Here is a 15,632-nt window from a genome sequence, read left to right as displayed (position 1 = left end):
TGAGCTGACGGAGAGGGACGTCGCCGCCGTCGTCCGCGCCGAGATCACCGAACGTCTGGACGCCGCAGCGCACTTGACGGGCCTGACCGCGCACGCTGAGCGCGCCGGCCTGCTGCGCCGGGAGGCGGCTCTGCTGCTCGGCTTCCTCTCCGGCCCGGTCGGGGCAGACGACGTCCAGGAGGCGGTCGGGCTCGCCCTGGTGACGCTGCGACAGGCCCCCGAGGCCGCCTGGGTGGACGAGCCCAGGGCCGGAACCCTGGAGTGGACCTGCTGGGAGACGGTGGAGCACCTCGCCGACGACCTCTTCGCCTACGCCGTCCAACTCGGACCCGCCGTCCCGCCCACCGACCGCGAGGTTCCCTTCGACTGGCAGGCCCGCCGCCCCGGCGGACCCGCCAACGCCGTGCACGCCGACCGCAAGGCCGGCCCCGCCGGTCTGCTGCAGGTGCTGGAGGCGAGCGGCGCGCTGCTCACGGCGATGGTCCGCACCACGGACCCGGCGGTCCGGGCCCACCACGGATTCGGCCTCGCCGATCCGGAGGGCTTCGCCGCGATGGGCGTGGTCGAGACGCTGGTCCACACCCACGACCTCGCGGCCGGCCTGGGCCTGGCGCCGGGAGGCGCGGGCTGGAAGCCGCCGGCCGATCTCGTCGCCCGGAGCCTGCAGCGCCTCTTCCCCGACGCGCCGGAAGCCGCCGAGGCCGACCCGTGGTCCGCGCTGCTCTGGTGCACGGGCCGCCTCGACCTGCCCGGACGCGGGCGCCGGTCCTCCTGGCGCTGGTACGCGGCCCCGCGGTCCGCGGCTGACGCTGTGTCAGACTCCTCCGAGTGAGCACCGAGCAGCCGGCCCTCTCCGCGGCCCCCGCGCAGCGCGTGCGGCCGCTGGAACTCTTCTTCGACCTGGTCTTCGTCTTCACGATCACCCAGATCGCGTCCGTCCTCGCGGACGACCCCAGCGGGCGCGGACTCCTGCGCTGCCTGCTGCTGCTCGCCGTCACCTGGTGGATGTACGGCGGCTTCGCGTGGCTCACCAACTCGCTCGACCTCGACCGGACCCGGCCCCGCCTGCTGGTGCTCGCGGGGACCGGGGCGTTCTTCCTGATGTCCGTCGCCGTGCCGCGGACCTTCGAGGAGGGCCCCTGGGGGCTCCTGTTCGGCCTCGCCTACCTGGGGGTCGTCCTGGTGCACACGCTGGGGTTCCTCACCAGCTCCGGCCGGGCCGGGATCCTGCGCCTGGGACCGCTCAACCTCACGGCGGCGCTGCTCGTCGTCGCCGCGGGGGCGGCGCCCGCGGCGACGCGCGGGTGGCTGATCGCGGGGGCGGCCCTGCTCGAGGTGGTCTCGCCGTTCCTCGTCGGGATCGGCGGGTTCACCGTCGGCGTCGGGCACTTCGTCGAGCGGCACGGCCTGGCGGTGCTGATCCTGCTCGGGGAGTCCATCGCGGAGGTCGGCGCCGCCGCGAGCCACGAGCGCGCGGTGGCCCCGGTGGTCCTCGGCGCGCTGCTCGCCCTGGCGCTGAGCGCGGCGCTGTGGTGGCTCTACTTCGACCGCGAGGACCGCGACAGCGAGTCCCTGCTGGAGGCGGTCCCACCGGAGCTGCGCGGGCGCAGTTCGCTGTACTCCTACGGTTACGCCTACCTGGTGCTGATCTTCGGCATCGCCGTAGCGGCGGTCGGCATGGAGGAGTGCGTCAGCGGCTTCGACGTCCCGCTGCACGGCACGGAGGCGCTGCTGCTGCCGCTGGGGCTGAGCCTCTTCCTGTTCGGCGCCGCCTGCTTCCACCGCGTCCTCGCCCGCAGCTGGCCGCTGCAGCGGCTGGCCGCGGCCGGGTCGGTGTGGACCGTCCTCCCGGCCGCCCGGGTGGCCGGCTGGTGCGCGCTCGTCCTGGCCACCGCCCTCGTCGTGGCACTGACGGCCGCCGAGGGCCGGAGCGGGCCGTCGGCGGGCGTCGTCGCGGAGGGTTCCTGACGCGGACTCAATCCCCGGTCCGGCGGCGGTATCCGGACACGACCGACACGACCGCCTGTGACCTGGTGCACATTGACACCCCGGCCCCCGGGGCGAAGGCTGCGGCACATGACCAACCGGGCCGCCGCACCGTCCTCGTCGTCCTCCGCAGCCTCGTCCTCGCCGGGCGATCCCTCGCTGCTGCTGTCGCGCCGCGACCTCGACTTCCTGCTCCACGAGTGGCTGGACGTCCCGTCCCTGCTGGAGCGGCCGCGCTTCGCCGAGCACGACCGGGAGACGGTGGACGCGGTGCTGGACCTCGCGGCCGAGGTGGCCGCGGAGAAGTTCGCCCCGCACAACAAGCGCAACGACGCAGAGGAGCCCCGCTTCGAGGACGGCCGGGTGCGGATGCACCCGGAGGTGAAGGAGGCGCTGACCGCCTTCGCGCAGACCGGCCTGCTCACGGCGGCCATGGACGCCGAGGTCGGCGGGATGCAGCTGCCGCAGGTGGTCACCTCGGCGTGCTTCGCCTGGTTCCAGGCGGCCAACGTGGGGACCTCCGCCTACCCCTTCCTGACCGTCGGCAACGCCAACCTACTGCTGGCGCACGGGAGTCCGGAGCAGGTGGAGACGTGGGTCAAGCCGATGCTGGAGGGCCGGTACTACGGCACCATGTGCCTGAGTGAGCCCCAGGCCGGCTCGTCCCTGGCCGACATCACCACGCGGGCCGAGCCGCAGCCCGACGGGACCTACCGCCTCTTCGGCAACAAGATGTGGATCTCGGGCGGCGACCACGAGCTGAGCGAGAACATCGTCCACCTGGTGCTCGCCAAGATCCCCGGCGGACCGGCGGGGGTGAAGGGCATCTCGCTGTTCGTCGTCCCCAAGGTGCTGGAGGACGGCACGCGGAACGACGTGGCGCTGGCCGGGCTCAACCACAAGATGGGGTACCGGGGGACGACCAACTGCCTGCTCAACTTCGGTGAGCGCGGCGACGGCGCCGTCGGCCACCTGGTGGGGCGGGAGCACCACGGGCTGGCCTACATGTTCCACATGATGAACGAGGCCCGGATCGGCGTGGGGGCGGGCGCGGTGGCCCTGGGGTACACGGGCTATCTCAAGGCCCTGGAGTACGCCCGGGTCCGTACGCAGGGCCGCCCGCTCGCCGGCCGCGACCCGTCCAGCCCGATGGTCCCGCTGATCGCCCACGCGGACGTGCGGCGCATGCTGCTGGCCCAGAAGTCCTATGTGGAGGGCGGGTTGGCGCTGGTGCTGTTCGCCGCACGCCTGGTCGACGAGCAGCGGACGGCCGAGACCGAGTCGGCGCGGCGGGAGGCGAGCCTGCTGCTCGACCTGCTCACCCCGGTGGCGAAGAGCTGGCCCAGCCAGTGGTGCCTCGCGGCCAACGACCTGGCCATCCAGGTGCACGGCGGCTACGGATACACCCGCGAGTACGACGTGGAGCAGCACTACCGGGACAACCGGCTGAACCCGATCCACGAGGGGACGCACGGAATCCAGGGCCTGGACCTGCTCGGGCGCAAGGTCGCCGCCCCGGGGGCCTTCGACCTCTTCACGGCACGGGTTCGGGCGACGGCGCAGCGGGCGACGGCGGAGGGGGCGAAGGCGCAGCGGGCGGGGACGCAGCGGGCGGGGGCGGACGGGGGTGGTGGCGATGGGGAACTCGGCGTCTTCGCCGGTCAGTTGCTCGATGCGCTCGGGGAGCTCGAGTCCGTCACGCGAGCCCTGCACGGTCCGGCGGACGTGGAGGAGCGCCTGGCGAACGCCTCCCTGTACCTGGAGGCATTCGGCCACGTGTGCGTGGCCTGGCTCTGGCTCGAACAGGGCCTCGCGTGCGGAGCCTCGGAGGACCCCTTCCACGAGGGGAAGCGCCAGGCGATGCGCTACTTCTTCCGCTACGAACTGCCCCGCGTCGGCCCACAGTTGACGCTGCTGGCGGCGGCGGACCGGACGACGCTGGACATGCGGGCGGAGTGGTTCTGACGGAGCGGTTCTGAGGCCGTGGTTCGGGCGGAGTGGTTCTGAGGGAGTGGTTCGGGCGGAGCGGCTCGGGCGGAGTGGTTCTGACGGGGCGGTTCGGGCGGAGCGGCTCGGGCGGAGCGGCTCGGGCGGAGTGGTTCTGACGGGGCGGTTCGGGCGGAGCGGCTCGGGCGGAGCGGCTCGGGCGGAGTGGTTCTGACGGGGCGGTTCGGGCGGTTGCTGGTGCCGGTGGCCCGTGCGCGGCGCGAGGCGTTGCAACGGCCTTCGCCGTAGCGCGAGGTCGCTGTTCGTGCAGCTCGCTCCGCTCGCGGAAAGACGCAACGACGGGGAGGGGAGGCGGCGGGTTTGCCGCCGTCGCCGGGCGGGCGGCGCGGGGGGCAGCGGCGCGGACGGCTGGGGCGAGCTGTCCGGGTGGCTCGGTGGGTGAGCAGAACGTTGCTCGGCGAGGGTGGGCCAGCGGTCCGGTCCCGAGCGCCGGGCCGAACCGCCGGCGGTCGCTGGGCCCCGGGCTGGGAGGACGCACCCTGGTGGCGGGTTGGCGACAGTTGGGGCTCGCCCCCCGTCAACCCGCCACACCTGGGGGTGCCGCCCAGCCGGTCGACCCCGCCCCGGGCGGTCGGCGGGGGCGGAGGCGGGCCGGTGTCGGGGGGTGGTTGGCGGTTCAGCGATGGTTGAGGGCTGATTCTCTTCAACCCGCCACGCCTTGGTGATGGGGCTCGGTTCGTCGGGCTTGCCGGGGCCGCCCGGGGCGGTCGGCGGGGGCGGAGGCGGGCCGGTGTCGGGGGGTGGTTGGCGGTTCAGCGATGGTTGAGGGCTGATTCTCTTCAACCCGCCACGCCTTGGTGATGGGGCTCGGTTCGTCGGGCTTGCCGGGGCCGCCCGGGGCGGTCGGCGGGGGCGGAGGCGGGCCGGTGTCGGGGGGTGGTTGGCGGTTCAGCGATGGTTGAGGGCCGACTCCCGTCAACCCGCCACACCCGCTGCGATGGCGTGACGCCCCGGCCTGCGTCGGCGCCCGGGCCGCTTCGACCTCCCGGAGGGCCGGGCACTCGCATCAGCGCCCGCGCCGGGCGGCCGGCCCGGAGCAACCCCGCTCACCGCCGGACGGGAGGCCCGAGCGCCACCCCCTCCCGTAGCCTGCTCGTCTTTGCGAGCGTGAGCGAGCAGCACGGCGAGCAACTCGCCCCTCCGCGAATGCCGTTGCACCCCCGATGCGCCAAATGCCCGGCACCCCACCATCGCCGACCGCCGGGCCTCCGCTTGTCAGGCAAGTAACCGCTTGCCTATGGTGAAGCCGTGGCGGACGACGAGGTCTTCAAGGCGTTGGCCGATCCTACCCGGCGGCTCATCCTCGACGAGTTGGCCGAGCGGGACGGGCAGTCGCTCTTCGAGATATGCGCGCGGCTGACGAACAGGCACGGGCTGGGGATGTCCCGGCAGGCGATCAGTCAGCACCTCGCCGTCCTGGAGGGGGCCGGGCTGGTCCGCACCCGGCGTGAGGGCCGGTACAAGTTCCACGACTTCGACTCTGCACCGCTTGAGCGCGTCGTCACCCGATGGCTCAGGCCGACGACACCACCGGAGGGCGGCTCATGAGGATCAACCTGTCCAGCGTCTTCGTGGACGACCAGGAGAAGGCCCTGCGCTTCTACACGGACGTGCTCGGCTTCGAGAAGAAGGCGGACGTGCCGCTGGGCGAGCACCGGTGGTTGACCGTGGTCTCGCCCGAGGCGCCCGACGGGACCCAGCTGGTGCTGGAGCCCGACGCGCACCCCGCGGTGAAGCCGTACGTGGCGGCCCTCGCCGAGGACGGCATCCCGGCCACCTCCTTCGCGGTGGACGACGTGCGGGCCGAGTACGCGCGCCTGCGCGCGCTCGGGGTGACGTTCACGCAGGAGCCGACGGACATGGGCCCGGTCGTCACCGCCGTGCTGGACGACACCTGCGGCAACCTGATCCAGATCGCCCAGTACCGGTAGCCGCCCGGCGGGCCGCCCGGCCGCGGGCCGGGGCGGCCGACGTCAGGCCGACGTCAGGCCGACGTCAGGCCGACATCAGGCCGACGCCGGGCGGACCTCAAGTCGGCGTCAGGCCGACGCAGGGACCGCCGCGCCGAGGTGGCGGGCGAAGAAGCGGACCGCGCTGTCCGCCTCGAAGCGCGGAAGCTCCTTGTGGCGGCCGGAGTTGACGTGCAGGGACTTCTCCTTCGACGCGAAGGCGTCGAACAGGGCGAGGCCCGCCTCGCGCGGGATGTGCTCGTCGTCCCACTGGAGGTCGAACTCGATCGGGATCGTGATCTCCTTCGCCTTCGCGGCCAGGGCGTCGGGCCAGTGCTGACCGAAGACGGCGGCGGTGATCCTGGGCTCGGACGCGACGAAGGGAACGCCGATCGCCGTGCCCATGTTGATGCCCCAGAAGCCGACGGGGCCCTCGCCGCCGATCTCCGGAAGCGCCTGGAGCGCGTCCAGGGTCGCCCGCCACTCGGGCAGGGACCGCTCGGCGAGGTCGGCGTTGTAGCGGACCACGATCGGGCCTTCCGGCTCGCCGGCGGCCCGCGCCCGGTACAGCTCGGCGACCTCCTGCTCGTCGTACGCCGTGCGCGGCCGGTCGCCGTGCCCGGGCGCGTCGATGCAGGCGACGTGGAAGCCGCAGTGCGTGACGAGGAGGTGGGCGCGCCCGGTCATCGCGGGCCAGCGCTTGTGGGTCCCGCCGCCGTGTCCCAGCAGGACCAGGGGCGCACGCGCTGCCCCGGTCGCGGGCGACCACAGGAGACCGGGGACGTCGCCCACGGTGAAGTCCCGCTCCACGATGCCGTTCGCGGCGGACTGGGCGGTGAACTGGATTGAATGCATAGGTTGTTGCCTCTTTCGGGAGTGCCTGGTGCCTGTTGGCGGGGCGCTCCCGGCGACACCTACGTCAGCCGCCCGACCGTGCTGGGGAGTGGGAGCACCCACGTCGATACCGCCTTCATGGGTCTCACCTCCTCGGTCGTTCTCACGGTCGGGAAGAAGCTAGCAGGACGAGGGGGACCGGCCCAACTCCTTTCCGCCGATGGGGAGACCGGGAACTCCCGGGCCGCGCCGGTCGCTTCCTGGAGGGAGGGTCCGCAGGGGTGCGGCCCCGCACGGGAGGGGTGGACGGATGACGGACACGGCCGGGGCAGGGCGCTTCCAGCTGGCGCAGGTGAACGTGGCGCGGTTGCTGGCGCCGTTGGACTCGCCGCAGCTCAAGGCGTTCGTGGACGGGTTGGAGCCGGTCAACGCCGCGGCCGACGCCGCGGACGGGTTCGTCTGGCGGCTGATCGGCGCGGAGGGAGCCGACGCGACGGACCTGAGGGTGCTCGGGGACGAGTGGATGCTGGTCAACCTGTCCGTCTGGCGTGACCCGGAGGCGCTGAAGGCGTTCATGTACGCCGGGCTGCACCGTGAACTCCTGGCGCGCAGGCGGGAGTTCTTCGAGCGGTTGGACGAGGCCGTGACCGCGCTGTGGTGGGTCCCGGCGGGGACGGTGCCGACGGTCGCGGACGCGGAGGAGCGGCTGCTGCACCTCCGCGCCCACGGGCCGACGGCCCACGCGTTCACGCTGCGTCAGGTCTTCGCCCGACCGGAGGCCGCAGCCGAGCCGAGCACGAGGGTGGCGTAGCGCTCCGGGTCGCGGGCCAGGGACGCGGAGAGGCCGCCGGAGGCGAAGGCCGCGCGGGCGGCCTCGGCCTGGTGCTCTCCGGTCTCGCTGAGCAGGTGGCCACCGGGAGCCAGCCACGCGGCGGCCGCGGCGGCGACCCGGCGCAGCACGGCGAGGCCGTCGGAGCCGCCGTCCAGGGCGAGCAGCGGCTCGTGCTCGCGGGCCTCGGGCGGCAGCAGGGGCACGTCCGCGCTGGGCACGTAGGGCACGTTGGCAATCAACACGTCGACGCGGCCGCGCAGTTCGGCCGGCAGCGCGGCGAAGAGGTCGCCGTGGTGGACCAGGCCCCCGCAGCGGGCGAGGTTGCGCCGGGCGCAGGCGACGGCGACGGGATCGAGGTCGGCGGCGTGCAGGGTGACGCCCGGAGCCCGGGCGGCGACCGCCGCGCCGAGGGCGCCGCTGCCGCAGCACAGGTCGACCACGGTGCCGCCGGGCGGGCACAGCGCCGCCGCCTGCTCGGCGAGGAACTCGCTGCGGCGGCGCGGGACGAAGACACCGGGTTCGACGGTGATCCGCAGACCGCAGAACTCGGCCCAGCCCAGCACCAGTTCGAGCGGGACGCCGGAACTGCGGCGGGAGACCAGCGCGTCGAGCTCGTCCGGGGTCCGGGCGGCGGCGGTGAGCAACCGCGCCTCGTCCTCGGCGAAGACGCAGCCGGCGGCGCGCAGCCGGGAGACGACGGAGGGCAGGAGTCGGTCGGTGTGCATGGACGACTGCATGGGTGGCGGAGTGCCTTTCGGAAGTCCTCGACTCGGGACCTCCGGAGTCACCGCCCGTGCGGGCGGCGCGGGCGGGAGGTCCCGACCTGCGGTGCGTTGATCGGACTCACCTCCCTGCGCGTCGTGGGCCGGCGCCGCATCGGGGCCGGGACCGCAACCCTAGCGCACCGTGGGCGCTGACGGCTGGTCAGCGGTCCAGGAAGGCGAGGTCGAGACCGGCCAGCCGGGCGGGATCGGCCAGGATGTCGATGGCGACGATGCGTCCCTCCGCCACGGTCAGGCCCATGACGGACATCGGGCGTCCGGACGGCAGTTCGGGCAGGGTGACCAGTCCGGCCGCGCCGTTCACCAGGGCCAGGCGGCCGGAGTCGGCGAACCGGCGGTAGCCGGTGATCTGGCCGAGGACCGCCGCCGCGCCCCGGACCTCGCGCAGTTCGCCGGTGTCCGCGCGCAGCACCACGTCCGGGTCGAGCAGGGCCAGCAGCGCGTCGAAGTCCCCGTCGCGGGCCGCCGCCAGGAAGGCCTCGACGACCGCCCGCTGGCGGGCGAGGTCGCGCTCGGGGACGGGCGCGGTGCCCTGGACCCGCCGACGGGCCCGGCTGGCGAGCTGGCGCGCCGCGGCCGGGGTGCGGTCCACGACGCGGGCGATCTCCTCGAAGGGCACGCCGAACATGTCGTGCAGGATGAACGCCAGCCGCTCGGTGGGGGCGAGGGTGTCCAGGACGACCAGCAGGGCCAGGCCGACGGAGTCGGCGATCAGGGCCTCCTGCTCCGGGTCGGCGGGCTCGTCGAGCCGGCCGACCAGCGGGTCGGGCAGGTGGGCGTCGAGCGGGTCCTCCCGCCGGGAGGCGCGGGACCGCAGCATGTCCAGCGCGACCCGGCCGACGACCGTGGTCAGCCAGCCGGAGAGGTTGTCGATACGGGCCGCGTCGGAGCGGCTGAGGCGCAGCCAGGACTCCTGGACGGCGTCCTCGGCCTCGCTGAGCGAGCCCAGCATCCGGTAGGCGACCGCCCGCAGGCGGGGCCGCTGCTGCTCGAAGAGCCCGGCCAGGTCGTCGTTCCCGCTCATCGCTCGCCTTCCGTCCGACGGTCCGTCACCACCATGACGGACGGGAGGGGTCGGACGTGACACGGCAGGCGGAGCGGTGCGGGAGCCATGGGTTCAGACGAAAAACCGGGTTTCGGTTGCATGGAGTTCATCTCTGCTGCGCATGATGCCTCCTGACACGGGCTCAGTTGAACCGAGGAGGGGCATGTCCAGAAATCTACGCGCGTCGATGGCAGTCGGCGCGGTAGCGGTCGTCATCGCCGCGATCGCCGCCGTGCCGAACGCGCAGGCGGCGGGATCTGCGGACGTGGTGATCAGCGAGGTCTACGGGGGCGGCGGCAACTCCGGGGCCACGTTGAAGAACGACTTCATCGAGCTGCACAACAACGGCTCGGCGCCGGTGGTCCTGGACGGCTGGAGCGTCCAGTACATCTCCGCCACGCCGGGCGCGGGCACGGTGTGGCAGTCCACGCCGCTCAGCGGCACCCTCGCCCCCGGCGGGACCTACCTCGTCGCCGAGGCCGCCGGGACCGGCGGCACGGCAGACCTGCCGACCCCGCAGGCCACCGGCGCCATCAACCTGAGCGGCACCAACGGCACGGTGGCGCTGGTCAGTTCGACCACCCTGCTGACGTGCAGGACCGCCGCCGACTGCGCCGCCGACGCCACGGTCCACGACCTGGTCGGCTACGGCACCGCCGTCATCCACGAGGGCGGCGCCGACGCGCCCGCCGCGAGCAACACCACCTCGGTCGCGCGGGGCGCGGACAACGCCGACACCGACCAGAACGGGGCCGACTTCACCGCAGGCGCGCCCACCCCGGGCGTCGCCGGCCCCGGGGGCAGCGGCAGTCCCTCGCCGAGCAGCAGCGCGACCGCCTCGCCGTCGGCCTCGCCCAGCGACAGCCCCGCGCCGACCTCCGGACCGCTGCGCATCCACGACATCCAGGGCAGCGGCTGGGTCTCCCCGCAGAGCGGAAAGACCGTCAGCAACGTGCCCGGCGTCGTCACCGCGCTGCGCACCAGCGGCACCAAGGGGTTCTGGATCCAGGACCCGAACCCCGACGACAACCCCGCCACCTCCGAGGGCCTGTTCGTCTACACCGGCTCCGCGCCGACCGTCGCCGTCGGCGACTCGGTGCTGGTCTCCGGCAAGGTGAGCGACTACTACCCGCTCGGCTCCGGCGAGAGCGCGAGCACCACCTCCAACCTGTCGGTGACCGAGCTGGGCAGCGCGACCACCACGGTGCTGAGCAACGGCAACGCCCTGCCCGCGCCGATCGTGCTGAGCGCCGCCGACGTGCCCGCCGACTACGCGCCGGACCTCGGCGGCGGCAACATCGAGTCCACCCCGGTCACGCCGAGCCGCTCCACGCTGGACTTCTACGAGTCCATCGAGGGCATGCGGGTCGAGGTGGACGACGCCCGGGTGGTCGGGCCCTCCGACAAGTACGGCGAGCAGTATGTGACGGTCCGTCCGGACCAGGCCGTGACCTACCGCGGCGGTACCCAGCTGCTGGGCGAGAACCAGGTGCCCTCCGGCCTGCTCGAGGTCGTCCCCGCGAACGGCGCCAACCCGGGTGTGGACGTCGGCGACGAGTTCCAGGGCGCCACCGTCGGACCGCTCGACTACTCCATGTACGGCGGCTACCTGGTCGCCGCCTCGACCCTCGGCACCGTGGTCCACCACCACCTCGCGCCGGTCGCGGCGCAGCCGGGTTCGGCCAAGGAACTGTCGGTGGCCACCTACAACGTGGAGAACCTGGCGCCCTCCGACCCGGACGCCAAGTACGCCCGGCTCGCGGCCGGCGTGGTCACCAACCTGGCCTCGCCCGACGTCATCGCGGTGGAGGAGATCCAGGACAACTCCGGCGCGACCGACGACGGCACCGTCGCCGCCGACCAGACCCTGGCCAAGCTGACCGCCGCCATCCAGGCCGCGGGCGGCCCCGCCTACCAGTACCGCGAGATCGACCCGGTCAACGACCGGGACGGCGGCCAGCCCGGTGGCAACATCCGCACCGTCTTCCTGTTCAACCCGGCCCGGGTGTCCTTCGTGGACCGCGGCGACGCGGGCGTGGACCGGTCCACCACCGCCACCCAGGTGGTGAAGGAGCACGGCGAGGCCCAGGTCACGCTGTCGCCCGGACGCATCGATCCGGCCAACCCGGTGTGGAACTCCAGCCGCAAGCCGCTGGTCGGCGAGTTCGAGTTCCGCGGCCAGCAGGTCTTCGTCATCGCCGACCACTTCAACTCCAAGGGCGGCGACCAGAACCAGTTCGGGCGCTTCCAGTTCCCCGACCAGACGTCCACCGTGCAGCGTTCGGGCCAGGCGCAGGTCGAGCACGACTTCGTGCAGAAGCTGCTGGCCGCCGACAAGAAGGCGAACGTGGTCGTGGTCGGCGACCTGAACGACTACCAGTTCAGCCCCGCGCTCGCCTCGCTCACCACCGGCACCGCCGACGGCAGCGGTCCGCGGATCCTGACGGATCTGATCACCACGCTCCCCGTGGACCAGCGCTACACCTACGTCTACGACGGCATCTCGCAGGTGCTGGACCACATCCTGGTCAGCCCGGGCATCGAGGACTACCGCTACCAGGTGGTCCACGTGAACTCCGAGTACTCCGACCAGGCCAGCGACCACGACCCGCAGGTCGTGCAGTTCCGTCCGTGACGGACCGCCGGCGGGCGCGGCCATCCGGCCGTGCCCGCCGGGGCCGGGCAGGGGGCTTGCTGGACACGCGGCTTACCCGGGCGTAACTTTTCGACCGTTCAGCGGAGCAGTGGAGCCGGCCTGCCGGCCCGGCGAGGGAGCGGGAAGATGCGCGACGCGGTGATCGTGGACGCCGTCCGTACGGCGGTCGGCAAGGGCAAGCCGGGCGGGGCGCTGTCCGGGATCCACCCGGCGGACCTGTCCGCGCACGTTCTCAACGCCCTTGCCGCGCGCACCGGTCTGGACCCGGCACTGGTGGACGACGTGGTCTGGGGCTGCGTCTCGCAGATCGGCGAGCAGACCGCCTGCATCGGCCGCTACGCCGTCCTGGCCGCCGGATGGCCCGAGCACGTGCCCGGGCTGACCGTCGACCGGCAGTGCGGCTCGAGCCAGCAGGCCGTGCACCAGGCCGCCGCCGGCGTCATCGCCGGGCAGTACGACATCGCCGTCGCGGGCGGCGTGGAGTCGATGAGCAGGGTGCCCCTCGGCTCCAGCTTCGCCGGTGGCGACTACGGCGCGCCCTACGGTCCGCTGGTGGCCGAGCGCTACGAGGGCTTCGCCTTCAACCAGGGCGTGGGAGCCGAGCTGATCGCCGAGGAGTTCGGCTTCTCCCGCGCCGAGTTGGACCAGCACGCCCTCGACTCGCACGAGCGCGCCGCGCGGGCGATCGACGAAGGCCGGTTCAAGGGCCAGATCACCCCGGTCACCCTCGCCGACGGCAGTGTCTTCGACACCGACGAGGGCGTCCGCCGCGGCACCACCCTGGACCAACTCGGCCAGCTGAAGACGCCGTTCAAGGAGAACGGGGTCATCTCCGCGGGCAACGCCTCGCAGATCTCCGACGGCGCGGCCGCCCTGCTGGTGACCACCAGCGAGATCGCCGCCGCCCAGGGCTGGACGCCGATCGCCCGCTTCCACACCGGGACGGTGGTCGGGGCCGACCCGGTCACCATGCTCAAGGGCCCGATCCCGGCGACGGAGAAGGTGCTCAAGCGGGCCGGGCTCACCCTCGACGACATCGGCGCGTTCGAGGTCAACGAGGCCTTCGCCTCGGTCTCCCTCGGCTGGCAGCGGGCCACCGGCGCCGACTACGCCAGGCTCAACCCCAACGGCGGCGCCATCGCGCTCGGCCACCCGCTGGGCGGTTCCGGCGCCCGGCTGATGACGACGCTGGTCCACCACATGCGGGACCAGGGCATCCGCTACGGCCTCCAGGCCATGTGCGAGGGCGGCGGGATGGCGAACGCGACCGTCCTGGAACTGCTCTGACGCTCGGTGCCCGCGCCCGTTAGGGTGACCCGGGGCCGCTGAGGGGCGGTGTCAACGGGGGTCATGGAACGGACGGTTCGGACATGGCGGAGAGCCGGGTCATCTACGGCTGCATGGGCTTGGGCGGGAGCTGGGACCGCGAGCCCTGGACCGCGGCCGACGTGGACCACGCGCAGCAGGCGGTCGAGGCGGCGCTCGAGGCGGGCATCACTGCCTTCGACCACGCGGACATCTACCGGCACGGCAAGGCCGAGGCCGTCTTCGGGGAACTGCTGGACCGGGACCCCGGGCTGCGCGGGAGGATCACGCTGCAGACGAAGTGCGGCATCCGGCTGCCCGAGGACGGCCGGATCGGCTGGTACGACCTGCGCGGCAGCAGCATCGTGCAGCGGGTGGAGGAGAGCCTCACCCGGCTGCGCACCGACCATCTGGACACCCTGCTGCTGCACCGGCCGGACCCGCTCGCGGACCCGGAGGACGTCGCCGAGGCGCTCACCTCGCTGCACCGGCAGGGGCTGGTGCGGCAGTTCGGCGTCTCCAACATGAGCGCGCCCCAGATCGCCCGGCTGCAGCGGCCGTTGGAGCTGCCGCTGATGGCGAACCAGCTGGAGATGAGCCTGCACCGGCGGGACTGGCTGGAGTCCGAGGTGCTGGTCAACACCGTCGCCGGGGCCGAACTCGGCTTCCCCGTCGGCACGGTGGAGTACTGCACGGAGCACGGCGTCCAGTTGCAGGCCTGGGGCCCGCTGGCGAAGGGGCGCTTCACCGGCAGCCCGGAGACCGAGGCCGACCGGGCCGCGGCTGCCCTGGTGGCGCAGCTGGCGGAGCGTCATGGGACCACCGCGGAGACCGTCCTGCTGTGGTGGCTGCAGCGCCACCCCGCCGGCATCGTCCCGGTGATCGGCACCAGCCGCCCGGAGCGGATCCGCGCCTGCCGTGACGCCGCCGCCGAGGAGCCGGCGCTGACCCACGAGGAGTGGTACCAGCTCTGGGTCGCCGCCCGGGGCCGGCTGCTGCCCTGACCGGGAGTCAGTCCGCGGACCGGTCCAGGGCCTCCAGGACCTTGCGGTTCGGGGTCAGCGCCGAGGTCGCCGTCGCGCACAGGCGGCCCACCTCGTCGCTGATCTCGGCCCGGGTCAGCGTGCGCACCCGGCCGCTGTGCACCACGGTTCCGGTGACGGTGTAGGTCCGCCCGGCGAGCAGCGGCCGCAGGTACTCGATGTTCAGACTCATCGTCAGGAACGGCGTGGCCGGGTCGCTCATGGTGAGGGCAGTGATGCCGCAGGCCTCGTCCAGGGCGGTGGCGACGAAGCCGCCGTGCACCACGTCGGCCCGGTTGAGGACGCCGGGGCCGGGCGTGAAGGAGAACTCGACGGCGCCCTTCTCGACCCGGGTGAGCCGCAGCCCGAGCAGGCCGTAGGGCGCGGGCGGGTCGTCCGCCAGCTCGGCGCGGAGGGCCTCCACGCGCTCGACGCCCGAGACGCTGCCCCAGAGTGCGATGTCCACTGCCTTCTCTCCTCACGAACGGGACCCCCGACAGCTTAACGATCGTTCGACCGCGCGCGGCAGGGGGTGCCGGCATGAGGAGGATCACGCGGAGTCGCCGGGGTCCGGTCCGCCCTGCTGCTGGTTCCGCGACTTGAGCCGCATGCGCGCGGCGCCGGTCAGCAGCCGCAGGCCCGCGCCGAGCAGCACCAGGTTCAGCACCATCTGCAGGGTGACCAGGACCCGGGCCGACTCGGTGACCGGCGCGATGTCCCCGAAGCCGACCGTGGCGAAGACGGTGACGGTGAAGTAGAGCGCGTCCACGTGCGACAGCGGCTGCGTGAAGGACCCGGCGTGGCCGTGCGCGACGGCGGCGTAGACCGAGGCGAACACGAGCAGGTAGAGGCAGAAGACCGTGGTCAGCGCGCGCAGCACCCGCAGCAGCGGGCGCTCCGAGCGCAGGACGGACCGGACCTGACCCGCCATCACCACGCCGACCACCAGCAGCGCGAGGACCAGTCGCAGCACCAGCCGCGCGGTGCTCGTCTCACCCTCCGACGGGAGGAGGGCGTAGGCCCCCAGCATCAGGGCGGCGACCAGCAGGCACTCGACGACGGTGAGAGCGAGCGCCGACGCGGCGGACCGATGCGCCGACCTCCACCGCCGCATAGGTCCTCCTCGGTTCGACCGTCCTCCCGGGCACGCTAACCGCGCCCCGCCCGCACCGCCGCCGGGGCGCGCCCGGACGGGGCGGCGGGACATGACCGGG

Annotated in this window: 14 protein-coding genes; 9 read left to right on the top strand and 5 right to left on the bottom strand. The window is 73.3% G+C overall.

The window, feature by feature from the left end; translation table 11 throughout:
* The first annotated feature begins 130 nt into the window (after window positions 1-130).
* The 5 genes from ACFP3V_RS16510 to ACFP3V_RS16490 all read left to right on the top strand — a co-directional run bounded on the left by ACFP3V_RS16510 (window position 131) and on the right by ACFP3V_RS16490 (window position 5,924).
* The gene (locus tag ACFP3V_RS16510; protein ID WP_380584067.1) at window positions 131-832 is read left to right on the top strand and encodes a hypothetical protein; all 702 of its coding nucleotides are present in this window, start codon (window positions 131-133) and stop codon (window positions 830-832) included.
* Window positions 829-1,968 carry a low temperature requirement protein A gene (locus ACFP3V_RS16505; RefSeq protein ID WP_380584040.1) on the top strand — a complete coding sequence of 380 codons (1,140 nt, stop codon included), beginning with the start codon at window positions 829-831 and terminating at the stop codon, window positions 1,966-1,968. Before ACFP3V_RS16510 ends, ACFP3V_RS16505 begins: the two co-directional genes overlap by 4 nt.
* A gap of 108 nt (window positions 1,969-2,076) precedes the next feature.
* Window positions 2,077-3,951, top strand: a complete 1,875-nt coding sequence (locus ACFP3V_RS16500; protein ID WP_380584038.1) for an acyl-CoA dehydrogenase — start codon at window positions 2,077-2,079, stop codon at window positions 3,949-3,951.
* Window positions 3,952-5,241: 1,290 nt separating this feature from the next.
* Window positions 5,242-5,541, top strand: coding sequence for an ArsR/SmtB family transcription factor (locus ACFP3V_RS16495; protein ID WP_380584036.1), 300 nt, complete (start codon window positions 5,242-5,244; stop codon window positions 5,539-5,541).
* On the top strand, window positions 5,538-5,924 hold the full coding sequence (locus ACFP3V_RS16490) for a VOC family protein (protein ID WP_380584034.1): 387 nt from the start codon (window positions 5,538-5,540) through the stop codon (window positions 5,922-5,924). Before ACFP3V_RS16495 ends, ACFP3V_RS16490 begins: the two co-directional genes overlap by 4 nt.
* A 108-nt stretch (window positions 5,925-6,032) precedes the next feature.
* On the opposite strand, the gene ACFP3V_RS16485 is transcribed toward ACFP3V_RS16490, so the two are convergent.
* On the bottom strand, window positions 6,033-6,797 hold the full coding sequence (locus tag ACFP3V_RS16485; protein WP_380584032.1) for an alpha/beta hydrolase family protein: 765 nt from the start codon (window positions 6,795-6,797) through the stop codon (window positions 6,033-6,035).
* A gap of 289 nt (window positions 6,798-7,086) precedes the next feature.
* Here ACFP3V_RS16485 and ACFP3V_RS16480 point away from each other — a divergent pair, with 289 nt between their 5' ends.
* Window positions 7,087-7,587, top strand: a complete 501-nt coding sequence (locus ACFP3V_RS16480) for a DUF3291 domain-containing protein (RefSeq protein WP_380584030.1) — start codon at window positions 7,087-7,089, stop codon at window positions 7,585-7,587.
* Here ACFP3V_RS16480 and ACFP3V_RS16475 read toward each other — a convergent pair.
* Both ACFP3V_RS16475 and ACFP3V_RS16470 read right to left on the bottom strand, forming a co-directional pair.
* On the bottom strand, window positions 7,533-8,333 hold the full coding sequence (locus ACFP3V_RS16475) for a putative protein N(5)-glutamine methyltransferase (protein ID WP_380584028.1): 801 nt from the start codon (window positions 8,331-8,333) through the stop codon (window positions 7,533-7,535). The two genes, ACFP3V_RS16480 and ACFP3V_RS16475, sit on opposite strands and share 55 nt — an antisense overlap.
* A 199-nt stretch (window positions 8,334-8,532) precedes the next feature.
* Complete coding sequence (locus tag ACFP3V_RS16470; RefSeq protein WP_380584026.1) at window positions 8,533-9,414, bottom strand: sigma-70 family RNA polymerase sigma factor; 882 nt, start codon at window positions 9,412-9,414, stop codon at window positions 8,533-8,535.
* Window positions 9,415-9,598: 184 nt separating this feature from the next.
* Here ACFP3V_RS16470 and ACFP3V_RS16465 point away from each other — a divergent pair, with 184 nt between their 5' ends.
* From ACFP3V_RS16465 to ACFP3V_RS16455, 3 genes are all read left to right on the top strand, one after another.
* Window positions 9,599-12,070, top strand: a complete 2,472-nt coding sequence (locus ACFP3V_RS16465; RefSeq protein ID WP_380584024.1) for a lamin tail domain-containing protein — start codon at window positions 9,599-9,601, stop codon at window positions 12,068-12,070.
* A 147-nt stretch (window positions 12,071-12,217) separates the two neighbouring features.
* Window positions 12,218-13,378 carry a thiolase family protein gene (locus ACFP3V_RS16460; RefSeq protein ID WP_380584022.1) on the top strand — a complete coding sequence of 387 codons (1,161 nt, stop codon included), beginning with the start codon at window positions 12,218-12,220 and terminating at the stop codon, window positions 13,376-13,378.
* Between the two features lie 83 nt (window positions 13,379-13,461).
* On the top strand, window positions 13,462-14,400 hold the full coding sequence (locus ACFP3V_RS16455) for an aldo/keto reductase (RefSeq protein ID WP_380584020.1): 939 nt from the start codon (window positions 13,462-13,464) through the stop codon (window positions 14,398-14,400).
* A gap of 7 nt (window positions 14,401-14,407) precedes the next feature.
* On the opposite strand, the gene ACFP3V_RS16450 is transcribed toward ACFP3V_RS16455, so the two are convergent.
* Window positions 14,408-14,884: a PaaI family thioesterase gene (locus tag ACFP3V_RS16450; RefSeq protein ID WP_380584018.1), complete on the bottom strand. Its 477-nt coding sequence runs from the start codon at window positions 14,882-14,884 to the stop codon at window positions 14,408-14,410.
* Window positions 14,885-14,968: 84 nt separating this feature from the next.
* Entirely contained in the window at window positions 14,969-15,532 is a 564-nt protein-coding gene (locus tag ACFP3V_RS16445; RefSeq protein ID WP_380584016.1) for a potassium channel family protein, read from the bottom strand.
* Window positions 15,533-15,632: the final 100 nt, after the last annotated feature.

Origin of the sequence: Streptacidiphilus monticola, from assembly GCF_042658505.1 — a bacterium.
GTDB lineage: Bacteria > Actinomycetota > Actinomycetes > Streptomycetales > Streptomycetaceae > Streptacidiphilus > Streptacidiphilus monticola.
The sequence above is the reverse complement of the archived record's forward strand: the minus strand, read 5'-3'. Positions and strand labels throughout refer to the sequence as shown.